At 68.3% G+C, this 12,847-nt stretch carries 11 protein-coding genes; 7 read left to right on the forward strand and 4 right to left on the reverse strand.

Going from position 1 to position 12,847, the window contains the following annotated elements; translation table 11 throughout:
- Positions 1–47: 47 nt before the first annotated feature.
- From dkgB to AC5P66_RS09690, 4 genes are read left to right on the forward strand one after another with little or no spacing between them, the layout of a single operon-like run.
- Positions 48–851 (forward strand): 2,5-didehydrogluconate reductase DkgB, encoded by an 804-nt coding sequence (gene dkgB / locus AC5P66_RS09675; RefSeq protein ID WP_263467702.1) that lies wholly within the window; start codon positions 48–50, stop codon positions 849–851.
- An 11-nt stretch (positions 852–862) separates the two neighbouring features.
- On the forward strand, positions 863–1,810 hold the full coding sequence (locus tag AC5P66_RS09680; protein WP_495216252.1) for a TIGR03571 family LLM class oxidoreductase: 948 nt from the start codon (positions 863–865) through the stop codon (positions 1,808–1,810).
- A gap of 19 nt (positions 1,811–1,829) precedes the next feature.
- Entirely contained in the window at positions 1,830–2,768 is a 939-nt protein-coding gene (locus tag AC5P66_RS09685; RefSeq protein WP_263467704.1) for a cyclase family protein, read from the forward strand.
- Complete coding sequence (locus AC5P66_RS09690; RefSeq protein ID WP_111096302.1) at positions 2,765–3,088, forward strand: MoaF-related domain-containing protein; 324 nt, start codon at positions 2,765–2,767, stop codon at positions 3,086–3,088. The genes AC5P66_RS09685 and AC5P66_RS09690 overlap by 4 nt, the downstream gene beginning before the upstream one ends.
- Positions 3,089–3,107: 19 nt before the next feature.
- On the opposite strand, the gene AC5P66_RS09695 is transcribed toward AC5P66_RS09690, so the two are convergent.
- Complete coding sequence (locus tag AC5P66_RS09695) at positions 3,108–4,061, reverse strand: LysR family transcriptional regulator (RefSeq protein WP_263467705.1); 954 nt, start codon at positions 4,059–4,061, stop codon at positions 3,108–3,110.
- A 106-nt stretch (positions 4,062–4,167) separates the two neighbouring features.
- Here AC5P66_RS09695 and AC5P66_RS09700 point away from each other — a divergent pair, with 106 nt between their 5' ends.
- Positions 4,168–4,911 carry an SDR family oxidoreductase gene (locus AC5P66_RS09700; protein ID WP_100478411.1) on the forward strand — a complete coding sequence of 248 codons (744 nt, stop codon included), beginning with the start codon at positions 4,168–4,170 and terminating at the stop codon, positions 4,909–4,911.
- Between the two features lie 139 nt (positions 4,912–5,050).
- Here the strand turns inward: AC5P66_RS09700 and AC5P66_RS09705 are convergent, their stop codons facing one another.
- From AC5P66_RS09705 to AC5P66_RS09715, 3 genes are read right to left on the reverse strand one after another with little or no spacing between them, the layout of a single operon-like run.
- Positions 5,051–8,128 (reverse strand): efflux RND transporter permease subunit, encoded by a 3,078-nt coding sequence (locus AC5P66_RS09705; protein WP_495216253.1) that lies wholly within the window; start codon positions 8,126–8,128, stop codon positions 5,051–5,053.
- Positions 8,125–9,297 (reverse strand): efflux RND transporter periplasmic adaptor subunit, encoded by a 1,173-nt coding sequence (locus AC5P66_RS09710; protein WP_099496042.1) that lies wholly within the window; start codon positions 9,295–9,297, stop codon positions 8,125–8,127. The genes AC5P66_RS09705 and AC5P66_RS09710 overlap by 4 nt, the downstream gene beginning before the upstream one ends.
- On the reverse strand, positions 9,297–10,541 hold the full coding sequence (locus AC5P66_RS09715) for a TolC family protein (protein WP_495216254.1): 1,245 nt from the start codon (positions 10,539–10,541) through the stop codon (positions 9,297–9,299). Before AC5P66_RS09715 ends, AC5P66_RS09710 begins: the two co-directional genes overlap by 1 nt.
- Positions 10,542–10,603: 62 nt before the next feature.
- Here AC5P66_RS09715 and AC5P66_RS09720 point away from each other — a divergent pair, with 62 nt between their 5' ends.
- Together AC5P66_RS09720 and AC5P66_RS09725 are read left to right on the forward strand one after the other, a co-directional pair.
- On the forward strand, positions 10,604–11,278 hold the full coding sequence (locus AC5P66_RS09720) for a response regulator (RefSeq protein WP_049411549.1): 675 nt from the start codon (positions 10,604–10,606) through the stop codon (positions 11,276–11,278).
- A complete protein-coding gene (locus AC5P66_RS09725) occupies positions 11,271–12,644 on the forward strand; it encodes a sensor histidine kinase (protein ID WP_049439425.1) in 1,374 nt (457 codons plus the stop codon). The genes AC5P66_RS09720 and AC5P66_RS09725 overlap by 8 nt, the downstream gene beginning before the upstream one ends.
- Positions 12,645–12,847 lie beyond the last annotated feature (203 nt).

Below are 12,847 nucleotides of genomic sequence, written 5' to 3' on the forward strand. Positions count from 1 at the left end.
CCCTGTCCCGAGCCCGCCGGCTCTCTACGAAGTCCCTGGAGTCCATCATGAGCGTTCCTTCCTTTGGCGTCGGCACCTTCCGCCTGACCGGCCAGACCGTCATCGACTCGGTGCGCAACGCCCTCGACGTCGGCTACCGTGCGGTTGACACGGCGCAGATCTACGGCAACGAAGCCGAGGTCGGCCAGGCCATCGCCGAATCCGGCGTCCCGCGCGACGAGCTGTTCCTGACCACCAAGATCTGGGTCGACAACTACGCCGCCGACAAGTTGATCCCGAGCCTGCGCGACAGCCTGGCCAAGCTGCGCACCGAGTACGTCGACCTGCTGCTGATCCACTGGCCGGCGCCGGGCAATGGCGTTGAAGTGCGCGAGTACATGACCGCACTGGCCGAAGCCAAGACGCTGGGCCTGACCCGCCAGATCGGCGTGTCCAACTTCAACATCGAACTGACCCGGCAGGCCATCGAGGTGGTCGGCGCCGGCGAGATCGCCACCAACCAGATCGAACTGAGCCCCTACCTGCAGAACCCGGCGCTGACCGCCTTCCTGCAGGAACAAGGCATCACTGTCACCTCCTACATGACCCTGGCCTACGGCAAGGTGCTGAAGGATCCGGTGCTGGCCACCATCGCCGGCAAGCACCAGGCTACCGTGGCCCAGGTCGCGCTGGCGTGGGCACTGCAACTGGGTTACTCGGTCATCCCGTCCTCGACCAAGCGCGAGAACCTGGCCAGCAACCTGCTCGCCCAGGACCTGCACCTGGATGCCGATGACATGGCCGCGATCGCCGCGCTTGACCGCAACGGCCGCGAAGTCGATCCGCCGGGCCTGGCCCCGGCCTGGGACTGAGGCGCCTCGCCATGTGCAGTGCGTTGGCGCGGCTGCAGGCCGGGGGTTTCAGCATCGGCATCGAAGCACCGCTGGACAATGACTGGACGCCGCTGGGCGAACAGGCGCGACGCGCCGCGCGACGCCTGCCCGGCGAACCGGACCTGCAGCGCCATGCGGAGCTGGCACGGCTGGCCGACCGCCTCGGCTTCCGCGCGCTGTGGGTACGCGACGTGCCGGTGTACGACCCGGCCTTCGGCGATGCGGCGCAGGTGTTCGAGGTGTTCAGTTACCTCGGCTATCTCGCCGGCATCACCGAGCACATCCTGCTGGGTACCGGTGCGGTGGTGCTGCCGATCCGCGAGCCGTTGCTGACCCTGAAGTCGGCGCGCAGCGTGCAGCGGCTCAGCGGCGACCGCCTGCTGCTGGGCGTGGCCAGTGGCGATCGCCCGGTGGAGTACCCACTGTTCGGCCGCGACTTCGACAGCCGTGGCAGCCGCTTCCGCGAGCAGATCGCACTGCTGCGCGAAGGCGCCGCCGCCCACCTGCCGCAGGGCTTGGACGTGCTGCCCGCGGATGGCCCGGCCCTGCCGCTGTTCGTGGCCGGCCTGGCCCAGCAGCAACCGGCGTGGATCGGCCAGCACATGGACGGCTGCCTGGCCTACCCGGGCACGCCACAAGACCATGCGCAACGCGTGGCGGCCTGGCGCGCCGTGGCCGGCAACAAGCCCTATGCCAGCTTCATCCACCTGGACCTGGTGGCCGATGCCAATGCCCCCCTGCAGCGCTGGCGCTTCGGCCTGCGCGGCGGCCGCAACGCCCTGCTGTGCGAACTGAATGCCCTGCAGGCCGCCGGCGTTGACCACATCAGCCTACAGTTCCGCCGCAACGAACGGCCGTTGGCCGAGACCTTCCACGAAATCGCCGAGTACGTGCTGCCGCACTTCCCGGCCCATGCCGGCGCCGCCGCGGCGGCCTGACCGTTACCGGAGCTTTGCCATGAAGATGAAGACCCTGGCCGCGCTTGCACTGGCTACCCTACCGCTGTCTCTCCAGGCTACCGCCGAGGACTGGTATCCCTCTGCCTATGGCGCGAACGATGAGATCGGCGCGGCCAACCTGCTGACCGCGGATGTGGTCAAGCGCGCGGTCTCGCTGGTCAGGACCGGCAAGACCTATCCGCTGGCGGTGCCGGTGGACAAGAACCTGCCCGCGTTCCGCCACCGCAGCTTCCGCCTGTACAACGTGCAGGTCGGCCAGCAGGCCGGCAGGTCGCTGGGCCCCAACAGGTTCACCTTCAACGATGAACTGGTGAACGCGTGGACCGGCGTCGGCACCCAGCTCAATGGCATCGGCCATATCGGCATCGACAACGTCTACTACAACGGCAACAAGGCCGCCGACTTCGTCACCGTCGACGGCGTGCGCAAGCTCGGCGTCGAGAAGGTGCCGCCGATGGTCACCCGCGGTGTGGTGCTGGACATGACCGCGCACTACGGCAAGGCGATCGTGCCCGGCGGCACCGAGTTCACCGTGGCCGACATCCAGGCCGTGCTGAAGAAGCAGGGCCTGAGCCTGCGCAAGGGCGACTTGGTGCTGTTCAACACCGGCTGGCTGGAACTGATCGGCAAGGACAACACGCAATTCCTGGAAGTGGAACCGGGTATCGGCATGGAGGCGGCGAAGTGGCTGGCCGACCAGGGCATCGTCGCCTTCGGTGGCGACACCTGGGCCTCGGAGGTCTACCCGAACCCGAACGGTGCCGAGGAATTTCCGGTCAACCAGTACATGCTGGCCAAGCGCGGCATCTACAACCTGGAGCTGATCGACAGCCGTGCCCTGGTCCGAGACAAGGCCTGGGAATTCCTGTTCGTGCTCGGCCAACCGCTGTATGTCGGCTCGACCCAGGTCAACATCAACCCGGTGGCGATCCGATGAACACTGCCCCCGCCTTGCCGCTGTTCGCCGGCCGCCGCTTCCGCGTCCGCTATGACCGCCTGGCCGCTGACAACATCTACAGCGCCGATGGCCGCCACGTGCAGTACGCCATCGTCTCCGGCGCCTATGCCGGTGTGCAGGGCGAAGCCGCCTGCGAGTGGCAGCAGATCAGCGAAGGGGTCTATGCCATTTCGTGGCTGGAAGCCGATGGCGCATCGGTGGTGCATGTCGATGACTTCGTCGGCGGGCGTTCGCTGGCCTGGTTCACCGCCACCGATGGCAGTTTCCATCGCATGCAGGGGTCGTTGGCAGCGCTGTGATGCCGGCCAGCGGCCGGCACTACCCCCTGCAGTCGGACAGCTTCGCGTGCTGCGTCGATAGTGCCGGCCGCTGGCCGGCACCCTCGGACGAGTCGAACACCCCGGCCACCCAGTCAATGAACACCCGCAACCGTGGCGACGGCGTGCGGTTGCGCGGGTAGACCAGGCTCAATGGGCTTGGCGTCGGCGGCGTCTCAGGCAACAGCTCGACCAGCTGCCCGCGCGCGATATACGGGTCCATCCGGTAGCGAGGTGCCTGGATGATGCCCAGGCCTGCCAGCGCGGCCCCGAGGAACGCATCCGCGCCGGACACACGCACCCGCGCCGGCAGCGGCAGGTACCGCACCTGCCCATCCTGCTGGAACTCCAGCGGAATCAGCTGGCCGCTGGCGCTGGAGCGGTAGCCGACCATCTGGTGGCCGTCCTGCAGGGCATCGATGCTGCCCGGGGCGCCCCTGGCCTGCACATAGCTTGGCGAGGCCACCGTCACCTCGCGCAGCATCGTCAACCGGCGCGCCGCCAGATCGCTGTCGGCCAGCGTCCCCACCCGCAACGCTGCATCCACGCCTTCGCGCAGCAGGTCGACATAGCGGTCGCCTTCGCTGACGTCCAGTTCGATCTCCGGGTAGCGCTGCAGGAAGTCCGGCAGCTGCGGAAACAGCAGGTGCCGGCCCAGCGTGCCGTGCACTTCAATGCGCAACGGGCCGCGCGGCGGCGCGTCACGGAACGCGGCCTCGGCATTGTCCATGTCGGCGATCAGGCGCAGGCACCGCCCGTAGAAGGCTTCGCCTTCCAGCGTCGGCACCACCTGCCGCGTGGTCCGGTGCAGCAGGCGCACGCCCAGCCGCAGTTCCAGCGCCTTGATCGCGTCGGTCACCGTGGCGCGCGGCAGCCCGAGGTCCTCGGAGGCCCGGGTGAAGCTGCGGCGCTCGACGATACGGACGAAGGCGCGCATGGCCGTGAAGCGGTCCATTGTTCGGCTATCCGGATGATGTTGGCGGATTATGCAGGATTATCCGAACGTGCGATGGCGCGAAGATGGCCCTGCGCCGCTCCGGCGTGCCCCAGTGGAAGCCACCATGACCCTCTCCCCCGCCCGCTCTGTCGCCCTGGTCACCGGCGGCTCCCGTGGCATCGGCGCCGCCATCTCCCGCCGGCTCGCCGCCGACGGCCACGCGGTCGCGATCAACTATGCGGGCCGCCGCGACGACGCCGAAGCCTTGGCGGCCGAACTCGGCGCAGCCGGCGCGCAGGCCATCGCGCTTCAGGCCGATGTCGCCGATCCGCAGGCGGTGCGGCGGCTGTTCGATGCCATCGAAGTCCGCTTCGGCGGCATCGACGTGGTGGTCAACAGCGCGGGCGTACTGCAGTTGGCACCATTGGCCGACACCGACGATGCCCTGTTCGAGCGGGTGATCGGCATCAACCTCAAGGGCGCCTTCAATGTGCTGCGCGAAAGTGCACGACGGGTGCGCGACGGCGGGCGCATCGTCACGCTGTCCACCAGCGTGGTCGGGACCCGGCTGGAGAATTACAGCGTGTATGCGGCCAGCAAGTCGGCGGTGGAGACGATGGGCGCGATCCTCAGCAAGGAACTGCGCGGGCGCAACATCACAGTGAACGCCGTGGCGCCGGGCCCGACCGCTACCGAGCTGTTCCTGGATGGAAAATCGCCGGAGCTGATCGAGCGGCTGGCGAAGATGCCCCCCCTGGAGCGGCTGGGTACGCCAGAGGACATCGCCGGTGCGGTGGCCTTCCTGGCCGGTGCCGATGGCGGATGGATCAATGGCCAGGTACTGCGCGCCAACGGTGGGATGGTGTAGGTCGCGCGGACGGCATCCACGCATGGCGTGGATCGCATCTGCGCGTGGCGCGGGGATTCGGTAGCGCCGAGCCTACGCTCGGCTGCTCTTCGCGCGAAGGCCAGACGCAGCCGAGCGTGGGCTCGGCTCTACAGTTGGGTCAGGCGCTACGGTCCTCGCGGCGCCGGTGTACCCAGTAGTACAGCGTGGGCAGTACCAGCAGGGTCAGCAGCATCGCCGACAGCAGGCCACCGATCACCACCACCGCCAGCGGCTTCTGGGTCTCGGCACCGATCGCATGCGAGGTCGCCATCGGCAGCAAACCGAACATCGCCAGCAGCGCGGTCATCAGCACCGTGCGCAGGCGCTGCAGCGAGCCCTGCACCACGGATTGCAGCAGGTCCATGCCCTGCTCGCGCAGCTGGGCGAAGCGACTGAGCATCACCACCCCGTTCAGTACCGACTGCCCGAACAACGCGATGAACCCGATCGCCGCCGACACCGACAGAGGGATGCCGGTCAACCACAAGGCCAGGATGCCGCCGATCATCGCCAGCGGCACGTTGGCCAGGATCAGCGCCGCGCTGCTGATGTCCTTGAAGGCATCGAACAGCAGCACGAAGATGATCAGCACCGACAGCGGAATCACCCAGCCCAACCGCTTCATCGCACGCTGCTGGTTCTCGAACTCGCCGGACCACTCCAGCCGGTAGCCTTCCGGCAACTGCACGCTGGCCTCCACGCGCTTGCGCATGTCAGCCACCACGCTACCCATGTCACGCCCGGCGATGAAGATGCTCACTGCCTTCACCCGCTGTGCGTTCTCGCGTGAGATGTTGATCGCGCCGCTGGCCATGCGGAAATCGGCCACGTCGGACAGTGTCACCGTGTGGCCATCGCCGATGCCGACCGGGACCGTGCGCAGCCGCTGCAGGTCACGATCGGCATCGTCCAGGCGCAGGGTGATCGGGAACCTGCGGTCACCCTCCCACAGCTCGCCGACCTGGCGCCCGCCCAGTCCAGTCTCGATCACCGCGTCGATATCGCGCACGTTCAAGCCATAGCGCGCGGCGCGGTCGCGGTCGATGTCGATCTGCAGCTGCGGCAGGGAACCGTCGCGATCGATGAACGCGCTTTCCACGCCGTCCACCGCACGCACCTGGGCCAGGATCGCCTGCGCCTGCTGGTTCAGCACGTCCAGATCCGAGCCACTCACCTTGATCACCACCTGGCCCTTGATCTGCGAGATGCTCTCCAGGATGTTGTCGCGCACCGGCTGCGAGATCGAGAACTCCGGCCCTGGAATGCGCTGCTCCAGCGTGCGCTGCAGATCGCTCACCAGCTGCCGCTTGTCCACGCCCTTAGGCCACTCTTCCTCCGGCTTCAACGCCACCAGCGCCTCGATCTGGTTGGCACCCTTGGCATCGGAGCCATCCTCCGGGCGCCCGAGCTTGGCCACCACCGTCGATACCTGCGGGAAGGTGCCGACCAGCTCGCGGATGCGCCGCGACTGCTGCTGCGCCTCGGCCAGGCTGGTGCTCGGGTCGAGCGTTGCGGTCAGCCAGATCGATCCTTCGTCCAGCTCGGGCAGGAACTCCGAACCCAACCGGGTGCCCAGCGCCAGCGTGCCGACCAGCAGCGCAACCGCAGTCAGCACCACCGCACGCGGGCGGGCCAGTGCGCGTTCCAGGATCGGCTTGTACCAGCTGGTCAGGCGGTCCATCAGTGGATTGCCATCGCGCATGCGGTCGCGCCGCAGCCACCAGTAGCAGAACAGCGGCACTACGGTCAGTGCGAGGATCAACGCACCGATCAATGCCGAGGTCACCGAGTACGCCATCGGCGCGAACATGCGGCCTTCCTGTCGCTGCAGGGTGAAGATCGGGATGTGCGCGGCGATGATGATCAGCATCGAGAAGAACGTCGGCCGCCCCACTTCCGATGCAGCTGAAAGAATGGTCGAGAACCTCGCCTTCCGGTCGGCTGCGGAGGGCAGCTTCGACAGCCGCGAAACGATGTGCTCGGTCACGATCACCGCGCCATCGATGATGATGCCGAAGTCCATCGCCCCCAGCGACAGCAGGTTGGCCGGCACGCCCCACAGATGCAGGCCGAGGAAGGTCGACAGCAGCGCAAGCGGCATCATCGCCGCCACGATCAGTGCGGCGCGGGCGTTGTACAGGAACAGCCACAGCACCAGGAACACCAGCACCGCGCCTTCCAGCAGGTTGCGGAAGACGGTTTTCAGCGTGGTCGAGACCAGCCACGAGCGGTCGTAGAACGGCTCGATGCTGACCCCGTGCGGCAGCTGGTTGGCTTCGATCTCCGCGATGCGCGCATGCAGGGCGTCGAGCACGTCGGACGGATTCTCGCCCTTGCGCATCAGCACCATGCCGAACACCGCATCGTCATTGTCGTCCTGGCCGACCAGGCCCTGCCGGGGCAGGCCGGTGTCGGCAATGCCGGCCAGGTCGCGCACCAGGATTGGCGTGCCCCCGCGCTGCGCAACCACCACGTTGCCGATGTCGGCCGGCGAACGCATCAGGCCCACGCCACGGATCAGGAACTGCTGCTGGCCGCGTTCCACGTAGCCGCCGCCGGCATTCGAGCTGCCCTTCTCCAGCGCCTCGGCGAACTCACCCAGGCTGATGCCACGGTCACGCAGCTTGTCCAGGTCCGGCTTGACCTGGAAGGTGCGCGCGAAGCCGCCGAAACTGATCACATCGGCCACGCCCGGCACGGTGCGCAGGCTGCGCTCCATCGTCCATTCCTGCACGGTGCGCAACTGGGTCGGCGTCATGTGCGGGCCTTTCAGTACGTACCGGTAGATCTCACCCACCGCCGAACTCATCGCCTCCAGCTCCGGGGTTACCCCTTCCGGCAGCTCCACGCCCTGCAGGCGCTCCAGCACCTGCTGGCGCGCGAAGTAGTCATCGGCCTTGTCGTCGAAGGTCAGGATGATCATCGACAGGCCGAACTGGGTATGCGAGAACACCCGCACCGAATGCGGAATGCCGGACAGCGCCACTTCCAGCGGCATCGTCACCTCGCGCTCGACCTCTTCGGCGGCGCGGCCCGGGTGCAGCGATACGACCGTCACCTGGGTATCGGACACATCCGGGAAGGCCTCCACCGGCAACACGCGGAACGCAGCAATGCCAGCGCCGATGAACAGCAGCAGCGCCAGCATCACCATCAGTGGCTGGCGCAGGCAATAGGCAATCAGGCGATCGATCATGGGGCGGCGTGCCCCGTGCCGGTGCTGGCGGCTGCCGGCGCGCTGTCCACCAGCTGCTGCAGCAGCAGGCCACCCTCGACCACCACCCTGCTGCCCGCCGCCAGGCCTTCACGCACCCACAGGCGGCCGTCACCCAGTTCCTCGGCGTGCACGGCATGGCGCACGAAGCGGCCCTTTGCTTCCTCCACGAACACCACCTGCTTGCCGTCGATCAGCAGCACCGCAGCGTCGGGCAGCGAGACACCGCCCTCGGCCGGCAACGCGACCTGCGCACGCACGTACTGGCCGGCCTTGAATGCCCGTGCCCGGTTGTCCAGCTCGGCGCGCGCCTGCACCACGCGGCGCTCGCTGTCGACGAAGTCATCCACGTGCTGCAGGGTCGCCTGCAGCGGCCGTCCATCGGCGCCGGCCAGGCTCACCTGCATGCCCGCCCTCAAGCGCCCTGCCTGGCTCTCGGGAACATCCAGCAGCAACCACAAGCGGTCCGGATCGCCAATCACTGCCAACGGCTGTTCGCTGTCGGGGCTGACCGCCATGCCCGGGCTCATCCGCCGTTCCACCAGCACGCCGTCGATGGGGGCGCGCAGCGGCAGGCGCTGGTCGACGTGCAGGCCATTGCCATACGCCTTGGCGAAGGCGGTCGCACGTGCGTGATCGGCCTGGCTCCCGGCAAAGTTGGCCTCGGCCTCGTCCAGTTCACGGCCCGATGCCACACCCGCCGCATGCAGCTCGCGGATGCGATCCAGTTCCCTGCGGGCCTGTTGCAGTTCGGCGCGGCCGCGCACGCCGTCGGCCTGGGCCTGGCCGAACTCGGGCGAAGTGATCCAGGCGATCACCTGGCCCGCCTTCACCTTCTGCCCCGGCTGCGCATCGATACGCGCCACCTGCCCCGCCAATGGCGTGCGCAGTGCACTGGAGCGGGTCTCGTCCCAGGCCACCCGACCCGGCAGCTGCAGGCTGGCGCTGGCGCCGGCGGTCACCGCCTCGCTGCGCAGCACGTCCAGCTGGCGACTGCCGGCCGGAAACTGGATCTGGCCGCCGCTGATCTGCGGCGCGTCCTCGATGTACGAGGCCGGCTCGCGGCCGCAGCCACCCAGCAGCGCCAGCGCCAGCAAGGCCGGCAGCACGGCGTGTCGCGCCCGCAGGCGATGGGCGACAGTGGACTTCATCAGGACTCTCCTTCAGCAACGGATGTGGCCGCTTCCCAGCGCGCCAACGCAATGGCATGGTCGGCACGCGCCTCGATCAGCGCAGCCTCGAAGTCGCGCCAGCTACGGCGCGCATCCAGCAGATCGGTCAGGCTGGCGGCACCGCGGCGGTAGGCCAGTTCGATGCCCCGCACCGCCTTGCGTGCAGCGTCGGACTGCAGCCCTTCATAGTCGCTGCGACGCTGCGCGGCGGACTGCGCGCTGGCCTGCAACTGGTCCAGTTCGGCGCGCGCTTCGCGCTGCAGCACCTGCAGTTCCAGCGCGGCACTGTCACGGTCGGCCTCGGCACGCTGGATCGCGCCGCGTGCACGCGACGGGCCGCCCAGCGGGATGGTCAATGACACACCCCAGGTGACGCCGCTGATGTCGGTCGGCTCGCGTTCGGCTTCCACGCCCAGCTGGACGTCGCGATGACGCTCGCTGCGCGCCAGTGCTACACCGGCATCGGCCGCGGCCAGGTGCGAACGCGCCGCACGCAGATCGGCACGCTGCTGCGGATCGAACGCGCGCGTTGCGGCAACGGCTGCGGGGTCGGGCCAGGGATCATCGGCACTCAGGTCGCCGCTGTCGTCACGGCCGAGCAGCAGGCCCAGCGCATGCCGCGCATCACGCAGATCCAGCACTGCCTCGCGCGCCGCGTCGGCCACCGCCAGGTCGTCCACCGCCAGCCGCGCGCGGTCGACCGGCGCCATCGCCCCGGTGGCAACCTGCTTGTCGGCTGCCGCCATCTGTTCGGCCGAGCTCTGGCGGTTGGCCTCGGCAATCTGCACCCGCTCCTGCGCGCGCTTCAGGCCGAAGTAGGCCTCATGCAGCGCTACCTGCTGCCGGCGCCGGGTATCGAGCATCTCCAGCCCGGCCACTACCAGCAGTGCATCGGCCTGGCGGATGCGCAATGCGCGCTTGCCACCGCGCTCCCAGGTCCAGCCCAGGCCCAGCGTGCTGTCCACCCGCTTGTCCTGCCAGCGCCCCGGGCCGATGCCGTGCTTCGGGCTGATCTTGCTGCTGCCGATCGACAGCTCGGCCGCTGGCCGCAACGCGGCGGCCTGCGCGTCGCCCTGCACCCCGCGCAGCTCCAGCGCCGCCGCACGCAGGTCCGGGTTATGCGCTTCCATGGCGCGCTGCGCCTCCTGCAGGGACAGTGCCGATGCCGCAGGTGCGCACAGGAGGGCAGCCAACACAGCCGCAAGACAAGGGGAGAAATTCATGCGCGTCACGGTAAGGTGACGCACTTGCGCCAATCTTGCCCCAACCTTGCACGAAGCTTGCAATGCGAATCCTGCTGATCGAAGACGACGCCGCCCTGGCCGATGGACTGATCCGTGCCCTGCAGGGCACGGGTCATCTGTGCGACCACCTTTCGCGCGGACTGCATGCACCCGCTGCACTGGCCAGCGCGCCATATGACGTAATGGTGCTCGACCTTTCATTGCCCGACGTCGATGGCCTCGACCTGCTCTCGCGCCTGCGCAACGACGGTGTGACCCTGCCGGTGCTGATCCTCACTGCGCGCGACGGTGTAGAAGACCGTATCCTCGGCCTCGACCGGGGAGGCGACGACTATCTCGCCAAGCCGTTCGCACTGGGAGAGCTGGAAGCACGCCTGCGTGCGCTGTCACGCCGCCGCAGCGACGCACCTGCGCAGAAGCGGTTGGGTCGCCTGTGCTTCGACAGCATCCGCAATGAAGTGCAGGTGGACGGCCAGCGCATCGAACTGACCGCGCGTGAGCTGTCGCTGGTCGAGGCCCTGATGCAGCATCCCGGCCGCACCGTCACCAAGCAGCGCCTGTTCGACGCGCTGTACAGCTGGGACCACGAGGCCAGCCTGTCGGTGATCGAAGTGCATGTCAGCCGCCTGCGCCGCAAGCTGGAACAGGCACGTGCCGGCGTCGGCATCCGCATGCTGCGTGGGCTTGGATACCGCTTGGAGGCCGTGGGTGACTGAGCGCGTGCACAGCCTGCGTGGCCTGCTGCTGAGACGCCTGTGGCTGCCACTGCTGGTGCTGCTGCTGTGCAGCGCGGTGGGTTCGTTCGCGCTGGCCCGTTTCTACGCCGGCCAGGTCTACGACCGCTGGCTGCTGGACTCGGCGATGTCGCTGTCCGAGCTGGTGACAGTGCAGGATGGCCGCGCTTCGATCGAGATCACCCCGGCCGTATCGCGCATGTTCACCTGGGACACCGCCGACGAAGTGCATGGCGAGGTGGTCGACGCTGCAGGCGGGCGCCTGTATGGCGACCTGCCCGAAGCACTGCCGCGCCCGGGGAGCGCTGCCGCCGATGAGGGCGCGGTCTACTACGATGCGCGCCTGCGTGGGCAGCCAGTGCGCATGGTCGAAGTCGTGGTCAGTGCCGGGCCGGGCCATGACATCCGGCTGCGCGTGGCCGAGACGCTGCGCAAGCGCCACCGGCTGGAACGCAAGCTGCTGCTGACCAGCATCCCGTTCCAGGCCGCGATCCTGGCACTGGCGGCGTGGCTGGCGTGGTCGGGCACCGGAGCCGCCGCACGCCACGCCAACCTGGTCGCACGGAAGCTGGCCAGCCCGCGGCCGGATCCATTGGCACCGCTGGACCCTGCGCAGGAAGCTCCACGCGAGCTGTGGCCGGCGGTGCAGGCGTACAACGCACTATTGCAGCGACTGGACGCGATGCAGGCGGCGCAACGGCGCTTCGTCAGCAACGCCGCGCACCAGCTGCGAACGCCGCTTGCGGCGATGCAGGTGGAGCTGGAGAGTTCCTTGCGCCAGCATGATCCGCAAACGCAGCAGCTGGCGCTGTCGGGCACGCTGGCCGGGTTGGCGCGGCTGCAGCATCTGGTCAACCAGCTGCTGATGCTCAGCCGTTCCGAAGATCCCCATGGCAGCGCGCTGCCGCTGCAGCCGCTCGACCTGGCCGCGCTGGCGCGTGGCGTGGTCGAGCGTTACGCCGATCGTGCGTTGGCTGCAGGCGCGGACCTGGGTTACGACGGACCCGACGACAGCGTGCAGGTACAGGGCGATCCACAGCTGCTGCGCGAGGCGCTGGGCAACCTGCTGGACAACGCGCTGCGCTATGGCGCCGCGCCCGGAGTGATCACCCTCGGCGTTCGGCAGGAGACCGACGGCGTGCAGGTGTGGGTGGACGATGACGGCGCCGGCATCGCCGAAGCGGAACGCGCGCGCGTCACGGAACGCTTCTACCGGTCCAGCAGCGAGGGCGACGGCTGCGGGCTGGGCCTGGCGATCGTGGCCGAGATCGCGCAGCGGCATGGCGCGATGTTGAAGATCGAAGCGGCGCCGCTCGGTGGCGCGCGCGTGGGGCTGCGGTTTCGCTGAGCGTTGTTGAATTGCCCTTGTAGAGCCGAGCCCATGTCCGGCTGCTCCTGGCACGATGCCTGAGCCGAGCATGGGCTTGTATGTTCCTCCCGGCTCCTACGCGGTATGTAGGAGCCAGGGTGGAGGGACCGTCAACATGATATCTGCGGATAGCAGCCGACAGACGAGCCGAGCGATCCCCATCCCGCACCTTAACGTCGATA

The sequence above is a fragment of the Stenotrophomonas sp. YJH_SMC_122 genome (assembly GCF_059369535.1).

Coding starts and splice junctions, on each gene's coding strand:
- dkgB (WP_263467702.1), top strand. CDS start 48: ATGAGCGTTCCTTCCTTTGGCGTCGGCACCTTCCGCCTGACCGGCCAG.
- AC5P66_RS09680 (WP_495216252.1), top strand. CDS start 863: ATGTGCAGTGCGTTGGCGCGGCTGCAGGCCGGGGGTTTCAGCATCGGC.
- AC5P66_RS09685 (WP_263467704.1), top strand. CDS start 1,830: ATGAAGATGAAGACCCTGGCCGCGCTTGCACTGGCTACCCTACCGCTG.
- AC5P66_RS09690 (WP_111096302.1), top strand. CDS start 2,765: ATGAACACTGCCCCCGCCTTGCCGCTGTTCGCCGGCCGCCGCTTCCGC.
- AC5P66_RS09695 (WP_263467705.1), bottom strand. CDS start 4,061: ATGGACCGCTTCACGGCCATGCGCGCCTTCGTCCGTATCGTCGAGCGC.
- AC5P66_RS09700 (WP_100478411.1), top strand. CDS start 4,168: ATGACCCTCTCCCCCGCCCGCTCTGTCGCCCTGGTCACCGGCGGCTCC.
- AC5P66_RS09705 (WP_495216253.1), bottom strand. CDS start 8,128: ATGATCGATCGCCTGATTGCCTATTGCCTGCGCCAGCCACTGATGGTG.
- AC5P66_RS09710 (WP_099496042.1), bottom strand. CDS start 9,297: ATGAAGTCCACTGTCGCCCATCGCCTGCGGGCGCGACACGCCGTGCTG.
- AC5P66_RS09715 (WP_495216254.1), bottom strand. CDS start 10,541: ATGAATTTCTCCCCTTGTCTTGCGGCTGTGTTGGCTGCCCTCCTGTGC.
- AC5P66_RS09720 (WP_049411549.1), top strand. CDS start 10,604: ATGCGAATCCTGCTGATCGAAGACGACGCCGCCCTGGCCGATGGACTG.